This is a genomic window from Variovorax sucrosi, assembly GCF_051216635.1.
Classification (GTDB): Bacteria; Pseudomonadota; Gammaproteobacteria; order Burkholderiales; family Burkholderiaceae_C; genus Variovorax.
In genome coordinates, this window is the sequence record NZ_JBPJZU010000003.1 from 21804 (window position 1) to 39198 (window position 17395).

A 17395-nucleotide genomic window follows, 5' to 3' on the forward strand; every position below is an offset into this window, starting at 1 on the left:
TCATGGGTCGAGGAACGACGGCGAAGAAGGGACCGACTAGAACGCGATCATCACGTGTTCCCGGTACGCCGGCCGCGCCTGCAGCCGCTGGTACCAGGCCATGACGTTCGGCAGCGGCGGGCGCGGGATGTCGAGTTCGAAGTAGCGGTACAGGCAGGTGCCGGCAGGGATGTCGGCCAGCGTGAGCCGGTCGCCCTCGATGAAGTCGCGCGTCTGCAGGAGCCGGTCGAGCACCTGGAACGATGCCGCGCACTGCGCGATGCTTCGCTCGACCAGCGCCAGGTCTCGCTGCGCTTCCGGCGTGCGGCACAGCGGCATGAAGATGCCGTCGATGAGGGCGGGCTGCAGGCGGCTCAGCGACCAGTCCATCCAGCGGTCGCGTTGCGAGCGGCCGGCCGCGTCGACGGGCCAGAGCACGTTGTCTCCATGTGCCGCGCCGTACGTCGCCGCGAGGTAGCGCAGGATGCTGTGTGATTCCCACACCACCGTGCCGTCGACGTCCTGGATGACCGGGACGCGGCCATGCGGGTTCAGCGCCAGGAAGTCGGGCTGCTCGATGAGCCCGAAGCTGCCGCCGGCCGGCACGTGCGCGTGCGGCAGGCCGAGCTCGTCGATCAGCCACAGCACCTTCTGCACGTTGAACGCGCTGCGCCGTCCCCAGACCTTCAGCATGCCGATGTCTTCAGCAGTTGTAGTCGCCGCCGTCGCGGTCGAGCAGCCGCAGCAGCGCGGTCCATTCGCGGTCGAGGTGCACCGTGTCGAGGTAGGCGTAATCGTCGTGCTGCTTGGCCGCGTGTTCGCAGACCTCGGGCGAGGGCAGCACATATTTCTGGCCCATCGACAGCGTCTGCACCTGGATCTCGCAGGCGCGGTTCAGATAGAACATGCGCGTGAAGGCCTCGGCCACCGAGCGCCCCGTGGTCAGCAGGCCATGGTTGCGCAGGATCAGGTAGTGCGCGTTGCCCATCGACTGCACGATGCGCTGGCGCTCGTCGAGATCGAGCGAGATGCCTTCGTAGCCGTGGTAGTTCACGCGGTTGTAGAACTGCATGCTGATCTGGTTGAGCGGCAGCAGCCCGCATTCGAGTGCCGCCACGGCCATGCCGGCGTTGGTGTGCAGGTGCACCACGCATTCGACGTCGGGCCGGCTCTGGTGCAGCGCGCTGTGGATGGTGAAGCCTGCAGCGTTCACCTCGAAGCGGTCGTCGCCGATCGGGTTGCCGTCGACGTCGATCTTCACCAGGCTCGACGCGGTGATCTCGTCGAAGAACCAGCCGTGCGGATTGATCAGAAACTGGTCATGCCGGCCCGGCACGCGCACCGAGATGTGCGTGTAGATGAGGTCGGTCAGCGCGAACTTGGCGGCCAGCCGGTACGACGCGGCGAGCTGGGTGCGCACGGCCCATTCGGCGTCGCTGATGTTGCGTGGCTTGCGGTTGCGGTGCGGGTCGGTGGTGGAAATCATTGGGGGGTGTCCGTCGGTGGGAGGGAAGTCGGTTCAGGGCAGCAGGGCTGTCACCACGATCTCGACCCGGTATGCCGGGTCGGCCAGTTCGACCTTGCCACAGCAGCGCGTCGGCGTTTCGCCCGGCACGACCCAGTCGTCCCATACGGCGTTGAGTCCGGCAAAGTCGCTCATGGAGGCGAGCCAGATCTGTGCCGTGACCAGGCGGTCGCGTGTGGTGCCGGCCCGGGCGAGCAGGTCGTCGATCTTCTGCAGCACCTGGCGGGTCTGGCCGCCGATGTCGAGCGTCTTGTCGTCGGCGACCTGGCCGGCGAGGTAGACCATGCCGCCGGCCATCACGGCGCGGCTGCGGCGGCCGTTCTGGTCGAGGCGCACGATGTCGCGCGGGGCCGATTCGGTGTGAGGGGTAGACGGGCTCATTCGATTCCTCAGGTGTTCTCGGCAACGATGCGGCGGCAGTGCGCCAGCGCGGCTTCGCCGAGGTTGGCATTGGCTTCCGGCGTGCGGAAGGCCGAGTGCGCCGACAGCGTGACGTTGGGCAGCGTCGTGAGCGGATGGCCGGCGGGCAACGGTTCGGTCGTGAACACGTCGAGGCCGGCCGCGCGGAGCTTGCCGGCGCGCAGTGCATCGACCAGCGCGTCCTCGTCGGTCAGCGCACCGCGCGCGGTGTTCACCAGGATCGCGCCGTCGCGCATCGCGGCGATGCGCTCGCGCGACAGGAAACCGCGCGTCTCGTCGTTGAGCAGCAGGTGCAGCGACACCACGTCGCTGCGCGCCAGCAATGCGTCGATGCCGACGAACTCGACGCCCGCGTGCTGCTTGGGCGAGCGGTTCCAGGCGATGACCTTCATGCCGGCGCCGACGGCGAGGCGCGCCAGTTCTTCGGCAATGCCGCCGAAGCCGATCAGGCCCAGCGTCTTGCCGGTGAGCTGGACGGCCTCGGTGCGCAGCCACTGGCCGGCGCGCATCCCGCGGTCCATCAGTCCGAAGCCCTTGGCGGCCGACCACATCAGCGAGAAGGCGCATTCGGCCACGGCCGTGTCGCCATAGCCCTTGATGGTGTGCACGCGGATGCCGAGCGCCGCGAGTTCTTCGACATCCATATAGCTGCGCGCGCCGATGCCGAGGAACACGACGTGCTTCAGGCCTTTGCATTCACGGGCGATCGCGGTCGGCAGGAAGGTGTGGTCGACGATGGCGATCGGCGCGCCCGCCAGCACGGCAGGCAGTTCGGCGGACGTGATGTCGGGCTGGCGGTTGATGTGCAGCGGCAGGTCGTCGGCACGATGCAAGCCCGAAAACACTGCGGAGAGCGTGGGATTGGCGTCCACGAAGGTCGCCCGCCATTCCCCAAGTTGGGGAATGGATGGCACGGCGGCGGCATGGGAAGCAGAAGACGTCACAGGCGGGTTCTCCGGAAAAAAGAGGAATCTGGATGCGTGGAAAGATGCGAACCAAATCGGTGCACATCCTCCTGAAAATGTGCGGAAAGCATATCGCTTGTCAGCATACAAGGCAATAGTTATAGTCTGTATACAGGACGGAGCGCAGACGTTGCATTTTGCAGGCGCCCGCTTCGTCGTACCATTCTTTCGAGGAAATCCGTATGAAGTTGCGTTGTCTTCTGGCGTCCGTGGCGGCCTTCTTCAGCGGCGCGGCCATTTCGCAGGATGCCAATTGGCCCAGCCAGCCCATTTCCTTCGTCAGCGGCTTTCCGGGCGGGGCCGCGACCGATATCTATGCGCGCAAACTCGGCGCCGAATTGACGCCCGTGTTGAATACGTCATTCATTTCCGATAGCCGCACCGGCGCTGGCGGGAATATCGCGTCGAGTATCGTGGCGCAGGCGAAGCCCGACGGCTACACCTTCCTGCTGGGAACGGCCGGCACCCACGCCATCAATCCGGCGCTGTACAAAAAATTGCCTTTCGACCCGGTCAAGGATTTCACGCACATTGCGCTGCTCGGCAATCTGCCCAATGTGCTGCTGGTGAACCCGGAAAAGCATCCGGATATCAAGACCTGCAAGGACCTGCTGGCGCTGGCCAAGAAGAAGCCCGGTGAACTGAATTACGCCTCGACCGGCAATGGCGCTTCGGGCCACCTGGCGGCCGTGCAGTTCGGCGGCGCGTCGCAGACCCGCTACACCCACGTGCCTTACCGCGGCCAGGGCCCGGCCATGACGGCGCTGCTCTCGGGCGAGGTCGACTTCTTCTTCAACCAGAGCTCGCCGAGCATCCCGGTGGTCCAGTCGGGCAAGGCGCGCGCGCTCGCGGTCACCTCATCGCAGCGCATCGCCGCCCTACCGAACGTGCCGACCGCTGCCGAAGCCTGCGACCTCGCGGGCTTCGAGAGCACGACCTGGTACGGCCTCTTCGGCCCGACCGCGCTGCCGCCCGCCATCCAGACCAAGATGTCGCAGGCGGTGCTCAAGACCATTCAGACCGACAGCTTTCGCGCCTGGCTCATCAGCCAGGGCATCGCACCGATCGAGGACGGCTCGCCGGCCGCCTTCAAGAAGGTGCACGAGGCGGACCTGGTGCGCTGGGCGAAGATCGTGAAGGAGTCGGGCGCGCAGGTGGATTGACGCGCGCCGCCGGCGTCGCTTCAGGCGACCGGCGCGCTGCTCATGTAGATCTGCGCGTAGCCTTCCTTCAGGGCGGACGAGATCTGGTCGAGGCGGCGGTTGATGTGCTTGCTCAGGATCGGAATGCACAGGTCCGGGTCGCGCGCCTTCAGGCCCAGCAGGATGTCGCGGTGGTCCTTCTGGCTCAGGGTGCGGTCGCAGCGTTCCATGTCGATCCAGCGCACGAAGCGGATCCTGGCGTTGACGTTGGCCAGCACACGCATCATTTCGGCGTTGCCCGACATCTGCATCAGCCGCTCGTGGAAGGTTTCGTCCAGGCGAACCAATTCATCGACGGTGCGGTCACCGGGCTCGGGGCCGGTGTTGTCCAGAAAGGCGAGGAGGGCGTCGATGTCATCGTCCTTCGCACGGTCGATGGAAATTCGCAGCGCCTCGACTTCGATCACTTTTCGCAATTCGTACAGCGAAAAAACTTCCTGCACGTCGAGGTTGCGGCAATAGAAGCCCTTGCCGGAAACGAATTGCAGAAGCCCTTCGGTGTAAAGCCGTGTCAAAGCCTCGCGCAGCGGCGTCCGGCTCACGCCGAGCGAGCGCGCGAGCGTGCCCTCATTCAGGCGCTCACCCGGTTTGAAGCTGTAGTCGATGCTCATCAGCTTCAATTTCTCGTAAACCTGTTGGACGATGCTGTCGGATGTCTCTGTCACCGGGTGCCTCTGTTCGCGGCGCGGATGGGCCGAATGTGGGGCGTGAGTATACCAGCCGAAGTACAGGTGTGCATATTGAAATACGGGGCGCGGGAATTGGCAATAAAATGAATTGACGATAATCGATCGCAAATTGATTTGCGGAAATTCTGCCGACCGACGCTGTCATGTCCGCAAATGGCCAGACAAGACGCGCGGGCCCGCCGATGATCGGATCTTTCCCGCATCCCATGACCGCTCCTCTTCCCCGTTCCTTCGCCGCCCTCACCGGCGCCAACCTGGCCGCGCAATCGGCCGAGCAGTTGAGTCTGGCGGCCGTGCCGCTGGTCGCGGTGCTGCTGCTCGGCGCCGGGCCCGGCGAAATCGGCCTGCTGGCGGCGGTGCAGACCCTGCCCTTCCTGCTGCTGTCGCTGCCGCTCGGCTGGATGGCCGATCGGCTGCCGCGGCGACGGCTCATGCTCGGTGCCGAAGTGCTGCGCGCGCTGTCGTTGCTGGCCCTGCTGGCGGCTGTGCTGCTGAATCGACTGTCGATCGAGGGCATCGCGCTGCTCGGATTCATCGGGGCGGTCGGCACCGTTGCTTTCAGCGTGGCGGCGCCGGCCTTGGTGCCCGCGCTGGTGCCGCGTGCCGCGTTGGCACAGGCCAACGGACGGCTCGAGTTGGCGCGCAGCGCGGCCTACGCGGGCGGGCCGGCGATCGGTGGAGCGCTGGTGGCGTGGGCGGGTGCGTCGGCGGCCTTCGTGCTGGCGACGGTGCTGTCGATCGCAGCCATCGCGCTGTTGTGGCGGTTGGTCGAGCCGCCGATGGCACCCCGCGCGGCGCGCCATCCACTGCGCGAAGTGCAGGACGGCGCGGTCTTCGTCTGGCGCGACCCGATGCTGCGGCCCATGCTGCTCACGGCAGTGGCCTGGAACATCGCGTGGTTCGTGCTGCAGGCGGCGTACGTTCCCTACGCTGTGCGGGTGCTGGGTCTGGGCGCGGGCGTGGTCGGCGTCACGCTCGGCGCTTTCGGCGCCGGCATGGTGATGGGCGCGCTGCTGGCGCCGCGCCTGGTGCGCGCCATGCCTTTCGGTCGCGCGATCCAGCTGGGGCCGGCGGTGTCGGTGGTCGCGGCCGCGACCATGGTCGCCACCTTGTTCGTGCCGAGCGCCTGGGTCGCGGGGCTGTCCTTCTTCCTCTTCGGCGCCGGGCCGATCGTGTGGACCATCACGTCGACCACGCTGCGCCAGAGCCTCACGCCCGCCGCGATGCTCGGCCGCGTGGGCGCGCTGTTCCTGACGGTGAACGCGGGTGCCCGGCCGGTGGGGGCGGCGCTGGGCGGGCTGGTCGGTGTGCGCTGGGGCGAGGCCGCCTGCCTGTGGCTCGCGCTCGCGGGCTTCGTGCTGCAGGCGCTGCTGATCGTGCGATCGCAGGTCGGCGGGCTGCAGCGGCTGCCCGAAGCCGTCGTCTGATCTGAACGATCAGTTCTGCGCGAAGCAGTAGAGCAATCCGCCGCCGCCCGTCTTCTTGAGCGCGTCGATGCTGCAGCCCTGCGTGGAATGCGACGAATTCCACGACTTCGACGGCGCGTCGTCGCGCAGGCCCATGCGGTCGTGGTGGCCGACCAGCGCCGAGCCGTCGCCGCTCTTCGTCCAGTTACCGCAGGTGTTGTCCTTGCCGTCGTTCACCGCGCGGCCGTCGGGCGACGAGCCGGTCAGCATGTCGTGCAGGTTGACCGGGTCTCCGCGCCCGCTGATGGTGGTGCCCCGTTCGGTCAACGCGGTCTGCTTGGTCAGGTTGTTGGTGTCGCTGTGCAGGTTGGCCACGCTGGTGGCGATCACGTCGCCCTTCACGTTGCGCCACGGGCCGCTGCCGATGCGGTCGCGCGCGTCGACCGACGGGCTTCCGGGCATGGCGCTCGCGCTGAGGTAAGCGCGCCATGTGCGGCTCCCCGCGCCGGCGCTGGCGCCCAGCGCCTGGCAGTAGCGGTCGGCACCGGCCAGGCCACCGAAGTCCGCGCCCTTGCCCGGGTTGGCGCTGGTCACGAAGAAGCTCATGCCGGCCTGCGGCGTCGACGGGCCCATGGCGCCGCACGCGGCCAACAGGGCCGCGGCTGCTGCGGAGAGGGCGATGAAGGATGAACGACGGATCATGGCGATGCTCCAGGGGGGGCGGTTGGTGAGGGGGCGACAAGAAAGTCGACGGACGGTACGCGCGGCCGACGGGCATGACAAGGGGGGCGACCCGGCCGCAGCGCAAAATGCGCCGATGAAAGCTCCTCCCCGTTTGCAGTCGCTCGTCGACGAAGGCCTGATCGACACCGTGGTGCGCCAGCTCATGAGCGGCAAGGAAGCGATGGTCTATGTGGTGCGTTGCGGCGATGAAACGCGCTGCGCGAAGATCTACAAGGAAGCGACCAACCGCAGCTTCCGCCAGGCCGTCGACTACACCGAGAACCGCAAGGTCAAGAACACGCGCCTGCAGCGCGCCATGGCCAAGGGCACGAAATTCGGTCGCCAGGCCACCGAGGCCGCCTGGCAGAGCGCCGAGGTCGACGCGCTCTACCGTCTGGCCGCCGCCGGCGTGCGCGTGCCGGTGCCCTACAACTTCTGCGACGGCGTGCTGCTGATGGAGCTGGTGACCGACGCCGAGGGCGATGCCGCACCGCGCCTGAACGACGTGGTCTTCACGCCCGAGGATGCGCGCCGCCACCATGCGTCCTTGCTCGCCGAAGTGGTCCGCATGCTGTGCGCGGGCGTCGTGCACGGCGACCTCTCCGAATTCAATGTGCTGCTGGCGGCGGACGGCCCGGTGATCATCGACCTGCCGCAGGCGGTCGACGCCGCGGGCAACAACCACGCCAAACGCATGCTCCTGCGCGACGTGGAGAACCTCAAGGTCTTCTTTGGCCAGTTCGCGCCCGAGCTGCTGCAAAGCCGCTACGGCGAGGAAATGTGGAACCTCTACGAACGCGGCGAGCTCGACACCGCCTCGGTGCTGACGGGGCAGTTCGTTCGCGCCACCGGCCCGGTGGACGTGGGCGGCGTGCTGCGCGAGGTGGACGATGCGCGTGCTGAAGAGTCCGCGCGCCGTGTGCGCATGGCCGGCGGCTGATTCGCCGCGCTGCAGACGCGTTGCACCTGTTCATCAGAATTCGTCGCAGCCTTACGTGGCGTTCACATCGGGCCTTCAATATGAAGGCTCCTGAACACAACGCCTTGAAGGAGTTGCCATGATGAAGAAGATGTCCCTTGCGATCGGCACCGCCGCACTTCTGGCACTGGCCGCCTTGAGTGCGCCGGCCCAAGCCCAGCATTACGACCATCGCCCGGACTACCGGCCGCGCGTGGTGGTGGTCCCGCCGCCACCGCCCCGCCATGTGGTGCGTCCGGGCTACGACCATCGCTATGACCACCGGGACGACCATCGCCGCTACGACCGCCGCGACCATCGTCGCGGCATGCGTGACGACGACCGCGACGGTGTGCCCAACCGCTACGACCGCCGGCCCAACAACCCGTACCGTCACTGAGCGCGGGCCCCCGAACTCAGCGCCCCTCGCGCCGGAATTCGCCGGGGGTCGTGCCGGTCCATTCGCGGAATGCGCGTGAGAAGCTCTTCTCGTTGCGAAAGCCCACGGCCAGCGCGACCTGCTTGATCGGCCGGCTCGTGCGCCGCAGCAGGTCGGCGGCCTGCGCCTGGCGCACCTCGTCCTTCAGGGCCTGAAGCGGCACGCCTTCTTCCTGCAGTTGCCGATGCAGCGTGCGGCTCGACATGTGGAGCAGCGCGGCGATGGCATCGGCCGTCGCGGCTTCCACCGGCCGAAGCCGCAGCAGCTCGCGCACCCGTTCGCCCAGCAAACGGTCGCGTCGGTACTGCAGCACCGTCAGCGGCAGGGCGCGCTTGAGCATCGTGCGCAGCGCCGGCTCATCGCGCTGCAGCGACAGCTGGAGGTAGCGCTCGTCGAAGCTGTAGCGGGCGCGCTCGGCATCGAAGTGCAGTTCGCCGGTGAACATCAGCGGGTAGGCGTCGCGGTGCGGCGGCGGCGCGAAAGGGAAGTGCGCGCTGCGCAGCGAGATGCGCGAGTCGATCGCCCAGCAGGCGTAACCGTGCAGGAAGCGCAGGCTCGACACCAGGCACAACTCGCGGAACACGCCCAGGTCGCGGTGTTCGGTAATCGACACCGTCGCCACCCCGCCCGCCACCTGCAGGTCGAGCGCGATGTCGTCGGTCAGCAAGCGGTGATGCCGACACCAGCGTTTGATGGCCACGCCCAGGTCCATGGCGCTGAGCGAGGCGCGACACAGCATGCCGTAGCTGCCCCACGGCAGTCGCCGCGTGAACCAGCCGAGCGCCTCGTCATCGAGCTCCTGCATCGCATGGGCATTGAGTGCCTCGAACTGCAGCGCGGTCACGTGCGCGTTCGGCCGGGCCAACTCGCGCGGCGCTATCTGTGCCGCACGCAACGCCTTCGCCGGGTCCACGCCGTATCGGGCGTAGCCTTGCACGATCGCTCGCACGAAGGCCATCGGCGTGGCGGCACGGCCGGGCTTGAGGAAGGCGGGTGCGGTCATGATGAAGAGCCGTTCGGCTGGCGCAATTTGCAACCATTGTGGCGGCAAATGCGCCGGAGGCGGGCGTAAGCTGCGGCTTTTGCGGGTGCTGCGGCTTCGTTGGCGCATCACGCGCCAGCCCCCCAGAGGAGACAACGCCCATGCCCGCACCGAGCCTTCCCGGCCTGAACTTCGACCTCGGCGACACCGTCGACTCCCTGCGCGAGGCGATCGACGATTTCGCGCACCACGAGATCACGCCGCGCGCCGCCGAGATCGACCGCGAGAACCTGTTCCCGCACGACTTGTGGAAGAAGCTCGGCGACCTCGGTCTGCATGGCATGACGGTGAAGGAAGAGTACGGCGGCACCGAGCTCGGCTACCTGGCGCACATCGTGGCGATGGAAGAGGTGTCGCGTGCCTCGGCCTCGGTTGGCCTGTCGTACGGCGCGCATTCGAACCTGTGCGTGAACCAGATCCACCGCAACGGCAGTGAGGCGCAGAAGAAAAAGTACTTGCCCAAACTGGTCAGCGGCGAACACGTCGGCGCATTGGCCATGAGCGAGGCGAACGCCGGCTCCGACGTGGTGAGCATGAAGCTGCGCGCCGAGAAGAAGGGCGACCGCTACGTGCTCAACGGCGGCAAGATGTGGATCACCAACGGCGGCGACGCCGACACGCTGGTGATCTACGCCAAGACCGAACCCGAGATGGGCGCACGCGGCATGACGGCCTTCATCGTCGAGAAGGGCTTTGCGGGCTTCAGCGCCGGCACCAAGCTCGACAAGCTGGGCATGCGCGGCAGCAACACCTATCCGCTGTTCTTCGACAACTGCGAAGTGCCCGAAGAGAACGTGCTGGGCGGCGAAGGCCTGGGTGCCAAGGTGCTGATGAGCGGTCTCGACTACGAGCGCGCCGTGCTGTCGGGCGGCCCGCTGGGCATCATGGCTGCCTGCATGGACGCGGTGATCCCCTTCGTGCACGAACGCAAGCAGTTCGGGCAGAGCATCGGCGAATTCCAGTTGATGCAGGGCAAGATTGCCGACATGTACTCGACGTGGCAGGCCACGCGCGCCTATGTCTACGCCGTGGGCAAGGCCTGCGACCGCAACGACCATGCGCGCAGCTTCCGCAAGGATGCCGCCGGCGCCATCCTCTATTCGGCCGAGAAGGCGACCTGGATGGCCGGCGAAGCGATCCAGGCGCTGGGCGGCGTGGGCTACACCAGGGACTTCCCGGTCGAGCGCCTGTGGCGCGATGCCAAGCTGTACGAGATCGGCGCCGGCACCAGCGAGATCCGCCGCATGCTGATCGGCCGCGAACTCTTCAACGAAACCGCCTGAGGCTGCACGATGGCAGCGAACCCGAGCTACGCCAAGGGCGCCACCGACATCCCGCTGATCGAGCAGACGCTCGGCGCCTTCTTCGACGCCATGGTGGCGAAGCAGCCCGACCACGAGGCGCTGGTGAGCCGCCATGAAGGCCTGCGCCTTACCTACCGTGAACTGCAGAAGGCCGCCAACCGTCTGGCGAGCGCGCTGCTGAACACGGGCCTGCTGCCCGGCGACCGCGTCGGCATCTGGTCGCACAACAACGTGCCCTGGATCCTGATGCAGATCGCGACCGCGAAGGTCGGGCTGGTGCTGGTCAACATCAACCCGGCCTACCGCACGTCGGAGGTCGAGTACGCGCTGAACAAGGTCGGCTGCAAGCTGCTCGTGACCATGGCGCAGTTCAAGAGCAGCGACTACCTGGGCATGCTGCGGGAACTGGGGCCGAAGCGGCTGCCGCTGCTGCAGCGGACCGTGTGGATCGACAAGGCGGGGGATGCGGCGCAGGAGGGCATGCAGCGTTTCTCGGAACTGCTCGCCAGCGGCGATCCGGAAGACCCCCGCATTGCACAGGTCGGCGCCCGACTCAAGGGACAAGATCCCATCAACGTCCAGTTCACCAGTGGCACCACCGGCTTCCCCAAGGGCGCGACGCTGACGCACCGCAACATCCTCAACAACGGCTTCTTCGTGGGCGAGTGCATGGGCCTCGCGCCGGCCGACCGGCTCTGCATCCCGGTGCCGATGTACCACTGCTTCGGCATGGTGCTGGGCAGCCTGGCCTGCCTCACGCACGGCAGCACCATCGTGTTTCCGAACGACGGCTTCGATGCGCTGTCGGTGCTCGAGACGGTGCAGGCGGAGAAGTGCACGGCACTGCATGGCGTGCCGACCATGTTCATCGCGGAACTCGACCACCCGCGCTTCGCCGAGTTCGACTTGAGCACGCTGCGCACCGGCATCATGGCCGGCACCGCCTGCCCGATCGAGGTGATGAAGCGCGTGGTCGAGCGCATGCACCTGGGCGAGATCACCATCGCCTACGGGATGACCGAGACCAGCCCGGTCAGCTGCCAGAGCGCGGCCGACACGCCGCTCGACAAGCGCGTGGCCACGGTCGGCAAGGTGCAGCCGCACCTGGAGGTGAAGATCGTCGACCCCGAGACCGGTGCCACCGTGCCGCGCGGCCAGTCGGGCGAACTGTGCACCCGCGGCTATTCGGTGATGCACGGCTACTGGGAAGACGAGGAGAAAACCCGCGAGGCGATCGACGCCGAGCAATGGATGCACACCGGCGACCTGGCCACGATGGACGACGAGGGCTACGTCAACATCGTCGGCCGCATCAAGGACCTGGTGATCCGCGGTGGCGAGAACATCTACCCGCGCGAGATCGAGGAGTTCCTCTACCGCCATCCCAAGGTGCAGGACGTGCAGGTGGTCGGCTTGCCCGACAAGAAGTACGGCGAAGAGCTGTGTGCCTGGGTCATCGTCAAGCCGGGCCAGACGGCGACCGAGGACGAGATCCGCGACTTCTGCAAGGGCCAGATCGCGCACTACAAGGTGCCGAAGTACATCCAGTTCGTCACCGCGTTCCCGATGACGGTGACCGGCAAGATCCAGAAATTCAAGATCCGCGACGAGATGAAAGAGCGGCTCGGACTCAACGAAGAAAAGACGGCATGACCAAACTCGAGACAAAGCTCAATGCGCGCAGCGCCGATTTCCAGGCCAATGCCACCGCGATGCGCGCGCTGGTCGATGACCTGCACACCCAGTTCGCCAAGGTCGAGGCCGGCGGTGGCGAGGCGGCGCGCGCCAAGCACGTCGCGCGCGGCAAGCTGCTGCCGCGTGATCGCGTGGCTGAGTTGCTCGACCCGGGCACGCCCTTCCTGGAGATCGCGCCGCTGGCGGCCTACGGTATGTACCTGGATGCCAAGGGCGCGGAATCCGCACCCGGCGCGGGCCTGATCGCCGGCATCGGCCGCGTGAGCGGCGTCGACTGCATGATCGTCTGCAACGACGCGACGGTGAAGGGCGGCACCTACTACCCGTTGACCGTCAAGAAGCACCTGCGCGCGCAGGAGATCGCCGAGCAGAACCGCCTGCCCTGCATCTACCTGGTCGATTCCGGTGGTGCCAACCTGCCGAACCAGGACGAGGTCTTCCCCGACCGCGATCACTTCGGTCGCATCTTCTACAACCAGGCGCAGATGAGTGCGCAGGGCATCGCGCAGATCGCGGTGGTCATGGGGTCGTGCACGGCGGGCGGCGCCTACGTGCCGGCGATGAGCGACGAGTCGATCATCGTGAAGAACCAGGGGACCATCTTCCTGGGCGGCCCGCCGCTGGTGAAGGCTGCGACCGGCGAAGTCGTCACCGCCGAAGATCTGGGCGGCGGCGACGTGCACACGCGGCTGTCGGGCGTGGTGGACCATCTGGCGCAGAACGATCTGCATGCGCTGTCGCTGGCCCGGTCGGCCATCGCCAACATCAACCGCAAGGACGCGACCGAGGCGTTGCACCCCGACGTGCGACAACCGGAGTTTCCCCGCGAAGAGCTTTACGGCGTGATCCCCACCGACACGCGCAAGCCTTTCGACGTGCGCGAGATCATCGCGCGCATCGTCGACGGCAGCGAGTTCCACGAGTTCAAGGCGCGCTTCGGCGCCACGCTGGTCTGCGGCTTCGCGGAAATCGAAGGCATGCCCGTCGGCATCGTCGCCAACAACGGCATCCTGTTCAGCGAGTCGGCGCAGAAGGGCGCGCACTTCATCGAGCTGTGCTGCCAGCGCAAGATCCCGCTGGTGTTCCTGCAGAACATCACCGGCTTCATGGTGGGCCGCAAGTACGAGAACGAGGGCATCGCACGCCACGGCGCGAAGATGGTGACGGCCGTGGCCACGGCCAACGTGCCGAAGTTCACCATCATCATCGGCGGCAGCTTCGGCGCCGGCAACTACGGCATGTGCGGCCGCGCCTACTCGCCGCGCTTCCTCTGGATGTGGCCCAACGCGCGCATCAGCGTGATGGGCGGCGAGCAGGCCGCGAGCGTGCTGGCCACCGTCAAGCGCGACGGCATCGAGCTGAAGGGCGGCAGCTGGAGCAAGGAAGAGGAAGAGGCCTTCAAGGCGCCGATCCGCCAGCAGTACGAAGACCAGGGCCACCCTTACTACGCGACGGCGCGGCTGTGGGACGACGGGATCATCGATCCGGCGGACACGCGGCGGGTGCTGGCGTTGGGGTTGGCTGCTTCGCGGAATGCGCCGGTGCCCGAGCCGAAGTTCGGCATCTTCCGGATGTAGTGCTGAGACTGACGCATGACCTTTACCAAACTCAAGCTCACCACCGAAGGCCCCGTCGCCCGCATCTGGCTCGACCAGCCCGACACGCGCAACGCGTTCGACGACGTGGTCATCGCCGAACTGACGCAGGCCTTCCTCGAGGCCGGCGCCGCACCACAGGTCAAGGCCATCGTGCTCGGCGCCAACGGCCCCGCCTTCTGCGCGGGCGCCAACCTCAACTGGATGCGCCGCATGGCCGACTACACGCGCGACGAGAACCTCGCCGACGCGGGCAAGCTGGCCGACATGCTGCGCACCATCGCCGAGTGTCCCAAGCCCACGATCGCACGGGTGCAGGGCGACGTGTATGCCGGTGGCATGGGCCTGGTCGCGGCTTGTGACATGGCGGTGAGCGTCGATACCGCCTGGTATTGCCTGAGCGAAGTGAAGATCGGCCTGATCCCCGCGACCATCAGCCCGTACGTGATTCGTGCGATGGGCCCGCGCGCCTCGCAGCGCTATTTCCTGACGGCCGAGCGCTTCACGGCGGCCGAGGCACACCGCATCGGCTTCGTGCACGAAGTGGTGGCGGCCGATGCGCTCGACGCCAGGGTCGACGAACTGCTCAGGGCGCTGACCGGCGCCAGCCCGGCTGCCGTGCGCGCGTGCAAGACGCTGCTGGCCGACGTCACCGGCCGCGCCATCGACGACGCACTGATCGCCAAGACCGTCGACGGCATCGCCGACATCCGCGCCAGCGACGAAGGCCGCGAAGGCGTGCAGGCCTTCCTGCAGAAGCGCAAGCCGTCGTGGCTGAACTGAGCTGACCATGCCTGAACTCGACATGCCCCAATTGCTCGCGCTGGCCGCGGCCCTCGGCTGGGCCAGTGGCGTGCGCCTCTACCTCGTCGTGCTGCTGACGGGGCTGGCCGGCTACTTCGGCTGGGTGCCGCTGCCCAGTGGCCTGCATCTGCTGGCCAATCCGGTCGTGCTGGCGGTGAGCGGCTTCATGGTGTTCGTCGAGTTCTTCGCCGACAAGATCCCCGGGCTCGATTCGCTATGGGACATGGTGCACACCGTCATCCGCATCCCGGCGGGCGCCGCGCTCGCGGCCGGCGTGTTCGGCGGCGACCATGCGGTGATGGCGCTGGTCGCCGCGCTGCTCGGCGGTGGCTTCGCGGCCACGGCGCATGCGGCCAAGGCCACCACGCGCGCGGCCATCAACACCTCGCCGGAGCCCTTCACCAACGTCGGTGCGTCGCTGGTCGAAGACAGCATGGTGCCGGCCGGGCTGTGGCTCGCGGTGGCGCACCCGCTGGTATTCCTCGTGCTCTTCGTGCTCGTGCTGATCCTCAGCGTGTGGCTCATCCGCAAGAGCTGGCGCTTCCTGCGCGGGCTGGTGAACCGCGTCACTCGCATCTTCAGCGGCAAGCCCGACCCGGGCGTGCAATCCGCCTTCTCATTCAAGACCAAGAACGACTCCGGAGATCCACCCCATGTTTAAAAAGATCCTGATCGCCAACCGTGGCGAGATCGCCTGCCGCGTCGCCGCTACCGCACGCCGCATGGCCATCCGCACCGTCGCCGTGTATTCCGATGCCGACGCCCACGCCAACCATGTGCGCGCCTGCGACGAGTCGGTGTACCTCGGCGGCAGCGCGCCGAAGGACAGCTACCTGCGCTGGGAAAAGATCCTCGAAGCCGCCAAGGCCACCGGCGCCGAGGCGATCCACCCCGGCTACGGCTTCCTGAGCGAGAACGAGGAGTTCGCGCAGGCCTGCGCCGACGCGGGGCTGGTCTTTATCGGCCCGCCGCCCTCGGCCATCAAGGCCATGGGCCTGAAGGCCGAGTCGAAGCAGTTGATGGAAAAGGCCGGCGTGCCGCTGGTGCCTGGCTACCACGGCCACGACCAAGATCCGGCGCTCCTGCAACGCGAGGCCGACCGCATCGGGTACCCGGTGCTCATCAAGGCCAGCGCGGGCGGTGGCGGAAAGGGCATGCGCGCGGTCGAGGGGTCGGAAGATTTTGCGGCGGCGCTCGCGTCCTGCCAGCGTGAAGCCATCAACAGCTTCGGCGACGACGCGGTGCTGATCGAGAAGTACGTGCAGCGCCCGAGGCACATCGAGATCCAGGTGTTCGGCGACATGCACGGCGATTGCGTCTACCTGTTCGAGCGCGACTGCTCGGTGCAGCGGCGCCACCAGAAGGTGCTGGAAGAAGCGCCGGCGCCCGGCATGACCGAGGCGATGCGCGCAGAGATGGGCGCAGCCGCTGTGGCTGCGGCCAAGGCGGTGAAGTACGTCGGCGCCGGCACGGTCGAGTTCATCGTCGAGCAGCGCGACGGCGGCGCGATGAACTTTTTCTTCATGGAGATGAACACGCGCCTGCAGGTGGAGCATCCGGTGACGGAGGCCATCACCGGCCTCGACCTGGTCGAGTGGCAGCTGCGCGTGGCGTCGGGCGAGCCGCTGCCGCTCAAGCAGGGCGAACTCAAGATCCACGGCCATGCCATCGAGGCGCGCATCTGCGCCGAGAACCCCGACAACAACTTCCTGCCGGCCACCGGCACGCTGCAGGTCTATCGCAAGCCGCAAGCGACGGCCTTCCAGCGCAGCCGCGTGCGCATCGACGACGGCGTGCGCGAGGGTGGCGAGATCTCGCCCTTCTACGACTCGATGATCGCCAAGCTGATCGTCCACGGCGCGACGCGCGACGAGGCGCTCGCCCGGCTCGACGCGGCCCTGGCGCAGACGCACATCGTCGGCGTGCAGACCAACGTGCAGTTCCTGCGCGGCGTGCTCGCCACCGAATCGTTCGCCAAGGCCAACCTCGACACCGCCCTGATCGAGCGCGAGCGCGCGGTGCTGTTCGACCGCGAGCCGCTCGGCTTGCCGCTGGCCGCCGCCGCATCGATCGCCCGCACGCTGCTCGACGAGCGCGCGACGAACACGCCCGACCCCTTCAGCCAACGCGACGGCTGGCGCTCGCTCGGCACCACGGCGCGCATTTTCGCCTTCGAGTTCCGCGGCGAAACGCAGACCGCCACGCTGCGCTACCTGCACGACGGCGCGCTGACGCTCGATGTCGGCGGCGCCAGTGGTCCGCTCGTCATCGGGCGCCTGCCGGACGGACAGATCGAACTGGCCTTCAACGGCGCGCGCCACACGCTCGACGTGTACGAGCGCCAGGGCGCGGCCCATGTGTTCACCGACAAGGGCGCCACGCGCATCGCCGCCATCGACCGGCTCGCGCATGCGGGCGACACGCAGACCGAGGGCGGGCGCCTCACGGCACCGATGCCGGGCAAGGTGGTGTCCTTCGCCGTCAAGGCGGGCGACAAGGTCGCCAAGGGTCAGCCGCTGGCCGTGATGGAAGCGATGAAGATGGAACACACCATCGCCGCGCCCGCCGACGGTACGGTCGAGGAGCTGCTCTACGCGCCGGGCGACCAGGTGACCGAAGGCGCCGAACTGTTGCGCATCGCCGCCTGAC

The 17395-nt window shown here is 67.3% G+C and carries 17 protein-coding genes; 10 read left to right on the plus strand and 7 right to left on the minus strand.

Translation table 11 applies throughout. The features are described from left to right. Positions 1-36: 36 nt before the first annotated feature. Genes ACSFBE_RS06065 through ACSFBE_RS06080 form a run of 4 tightly spaced genes read right to left on the minus strand, consistent with a single transcriptional unit; the run spans position 37 to position 2838 of the window. Positions 37-672, minus strand: coding sequence for a glutathione S-transferase family protein (locus tag ACSFBE_RS06065; protein ID WP_435489488.1), 636 nt, complete (start codon positions 670-672; stop codon positions 37-39). A 10-nt stretch (positions 673-682) separates the two neighbouring features. After that, positions 683-1465 (minus strand): class II aldolase/adducin family protein, encoded by a 783-nt coding sequence (locus ACSFBE_RS06070; protein ID WP_435489489.1) that lies wholly within the window; start codon positions 1463-1465, stop codon positions 683-685. 33 nt (positions 1466-1498) lie between these two features. Continuing rightward, entirely contained in the window at positions 1499-1885 is a 387-nt protein-coding gene (locus tag ACSFBE_RS06075) for a RidA family protein (protein WP_435489490.1), read from the minus strand. A gap of 8 nt (positions 1886-1893) precedes the next feature. Beyond that, on the minus strand, positions 1894-2838 hold the full coding sequence (locus ACSFBE_RS06080; protein WP_435489491.1) for an NAD(P)-dependent oxidoreductase: 945 nt from the start codon (positions 2836-2838) through the stop codon (positions 1894-1896). Positions 2839-3071: 233 nt separating this feature from the next. On the opposite strand from ACSFBE_RS06080, the gene ACSFBE_RS06085 reads away from it, so the two are divergent. After that, complete coding sequence (locus ACSFBE_RS06085) at positions 3072-4052, plus strand: Bug family tripartite tricarboxylate transporter substrate binding protein (protein ID WP_435489492.1); 981 nt, start codon at positions 3072-3074, stop codon at positions 4050-4052. 20 nt (positions 4053-4072) lie between these two features. Here ACSFBE_RS06085 and ACSFBE_RS06090 read toward each other — a convergent pair whose 3' ends face one another. Next, positions 4073-4888, minus strand: coding sequence for a GntR family transcriptional regulator (locus tag ACSFBE_RS06090; protein ID WP_435489493.1), 816 nt, complete (start codon positions 4886-4888; stop codon positions 4073-4075). Positions 4889-4986: 98 nt separating this feature from the next. Between ACSFBE_RS06090 and ACSFBE_RS06095 the strand changes: the two genes are divergently transcribed. Continuing rightward, a complete protein-coding gene (locus ACSFBE_RS06095) occupies positions 4987-6207 on the plus strand; it encodes an MFS transporter (RefSeq protein ID WP_435489494.1) in 1221 nt (406 codons plus the stop codon). A gap of 9 nt (positions 6208-6216) precedes the next feature. Here ACSFBE_RS06095 and ACSFBE_RS06100 read toward each other — a convergent pair whose 3' ends face one another. Then, the gene (locus ACSFBE_RS06100) at positions 6217-6888 is read right to left on the minus strand and encodes a hypothetical protein (RefSeq protein WP_435489495.1); all 672 of its coding nucleotides are present in this window, start codon (positions 6886-6888) and stop codon (positions 6217-6219) included. A 115-nt stretch (positions 6889-7003) separates the two neighbouring features. Between ACSFBE_RS06100 and ACSFBE_RS06105 the strand changes: the two genes are divergently transcribed. Further along, positions 7004-7849 carry a PA4780 family RIO1-like protein kinase gene (locus tag ACSFBE_RS06105; RefSeq protein WP_435489496.1) on the plus strand — a complete coding sequence of 282 codons (846 nt, stop codon included), beginning with the start codon at positions 7004-7006 and terminating at the stop codon, positions 7847-7849. A 121-nt stretch (positions 7850-7970) separates the two neighbouring features. Continuing rightward, the gene (locus ACSFBE_RS06110; protein WP_435489497.1) at positions 7971-8267 is read left to right on the plus strand and encodes a hypothetical protein; all 297 of its coding nucleotides are present in this window, start codon (positions 7971-7973) and stop codon (positions 8265-8267) included. Between the two features lie 16 nt (positions 8268-8283). On the opposite strand, the gene ACSFBE_RS06115 is transcribed toward ACSFBE_RS06110, so the two are convergent. Further along, positions 8284-9309, minus strand: coding sequence for an AraC family transcriptional regulator (locus ACSFBE_RS06115; RefSeq protein ID WP_435489498.1), 1026 nt, complete (start codon positions 9307-9309; stop codon positions 8284-8286). A gap of 140 nt (positions 9310-9449) precedes the next feature. On the opposite strand from ACSFBE_RS06115, the gene ACSFBE_RS06120 reads away from it, so the two are divergent. The 6 genes from ACSFBE_RS06120 to ACSFBE_RS06145 are packed head-to-tail and all read left to right on the plus strand — an operon-like array spanning position 9450 to position 17394. Further along, positions 9450-10631 carry an isovaleryl-CoA dehydrogenase gene (locus tag ACSFBE_RS06120; RefSeq protein ID WP_435489499.1) on the plus strand — a complete coding sequence of 394 codons (1182 nt, stop codon included), beginning with the start codon at positions 9450-9452 and terminating at the stop codon, positions 10629-10631. A 9-nt stretch (positions 10632-10640) separates the two neighbouring features. Further along, positions 10641-12305, plus strand: a complete 1665-nt coding sequence (locus ACSFBE_RS06125; protein WP_435489500.1) for an AMP-binding protein — start codon at positions 10641-10643, stop codon at positions 12303-12305. Beyond that, positions 12302-13924 carry a carboxyl transferase domain-containing protein gene (locus ACSFBE_RS06130; protein ID WP_435489501.1) on the plus strand — a complete coding sequence of 541 codons (1623 nt, stop codon included), beginning with the start codon at positions 12302-12304 and terminating at the stop codon, positions 13922-13924. The genes ACSFBE_RS06125 and ACSFBE_RS06130 overlap by 4 nt, the downstream gene beginning before the upstream one ends. 15 nt (positions 13925-13939) lie before the next feature. After that, entirely contained in the window at positions 13940-14725 is a 786-nt protein-coding gene (locus ACSFBE_RS06135; RefSeq protein WP_435489502.1) for an enoyl-CoA hydratase/isomerase family protein, read from the plus strand. Between the two features lie 7 nt (positions 14726-14732). Next, positions 14733-15407, plus strand: a complete 675-nt coding sequence (locus tag ACSFBE_RS06140; RefSeq protein ID WP_435489503.1) for a DUF4126 domain-containing protein — start codon at positions 14733-14735, stop codon at positions 15405-15407. Continuing rightward, positions 15400-17394 carry an acetyl/propionyl/methylcrotonyl-CoA carboxylase subunit alpha gene (locus ACSFBE_RS06145; protein ID WP_435489504.1) on the plus strand — a complete coding sequence of 665 codons (1995 nt, stop codon included), beginning with the start codon at positions 15400-15402 and terminating at the stop codon, positions 17392-17394. The genes ACSFBE_RS06140 and ACSFBE_RS06145 overlap by 8 nt, the downstream gene beginning before the upstream one ends. Position 17395 lies beyond the last annotated feature (1 nt).

Excerpts from the sequence above, each read along its gene's own strand:
- ACSFBE_RS06085 (WP_435489492.1), top strand. The coding sequence starts at position 3,072 with ATGAAGTTGCGTTGTCTTCTGGCGTCCGTGGCGGCCTTCTTCAGCGGC.
- ACSFBE_RS06070 (WP_435489489.1), bottom strand. The coding sequence starts at position 1,465 with ATGATTTCCACCACCGACCCGCACCGCAACCGCAAGCCACGCAACATC.
- ACSFBE_RS06075 (WP_435489490.1), bottom strand. The coding sequence starts at position 1,885 with ATGAGCCCGTCTACCCCTCACACCGAATCGGCCCCGCGCGACATCGTG.
- ACSFBE_RS06125 (WP_435489500.1), top strand. The coding sequence starts at position 10,641 with ATGGCAGCGAACCCGAGCTACGCCAAGGGCGCCACCGACATCCCGCTG.
- ACSFBE_RS06140 (WP_435489503.1), top strand. The coding sequence starts at position 14,733 with ATGCCTGAACTCGACATGCCCCAATTGCTCGCGCTGGCCGCGGCCCTC.
- ACSFBE_RS06100 (WP_435489495.1), bottom strand. The coding sequence starts at position 6,888 with ATGATCCGTCGTTCATCCTTCATCGCCCTCTCCGCAGCAGCCGCGGCC.
- ACSFBE_RS06065 (WP_435489488.1), bottom strand. The coding sequence starts at position 672 with ATGCTGAAGGTCTGGGGACGGCGCAGCGCGTTCAACGTGCAGAAGGTG.
- ACSFBE_RS06135 (WP_435489502.1), top strand. The coding sequence starts at position 13,940 with ATGACCTTTACCAAACTCAAGCTCACCACCGAAGGCCCCGTCGCCCGC.
- ACSFBE_RS06110 (WP_435489497.1), top strand. The coding sequence starts at position 7,971 with ATGAAGAAGATGTCCCTTGCGATCGGCACCGCCGCACTTCTGGCACTG.
- ACSFBE_RS06120 (WP_435489499.1), top strand. The coding sequence starts at position 9,450 with ATGCCCGCACCGAGCCTTCCCGGCCTGAACTTCGACCTCGGCGACACC.
- ACSFBE_RS06115 (WP_435489498.1), bottom strand. The coding sequence starts at position 9,309 with ATGACCGCACCCGCCTTCCTCAAGCCCGGCCGTGCCGCCACGCCGATG.
- ACSFBE_RS06145 (WP_435489504.1), top strand. The coding sequence starts at position 15,400 with ATGTTTAAAAAGATCCTGATCGCCAACCGTGGCGAGATCGCCTGCCGC.
- ACSFBE_RS06095 (WP_435489494.1), top strand. The coding sequence starts at position 4,987 with ATGACCGCTCCTCTTCCCCGTTCCTTCGCCGCCCTCACCGGCGCCAAC.
- ACSFBE_RS06105 (WP_435489496.1), top strand. The coding sequence starts at position 7,004 with ATGAAAGCTCCTCCCCGTTTGCAGTCGCTCGTCGACGAAGGCCTGATC.
- ACSFBE_RS06130 (WP_435489501.1), top strand. The coding sequence starts at position 12,302 with ATGACCAAACTCGAGACAAAGCTCAATGCGCGCAGCGCCGATTTCCAG.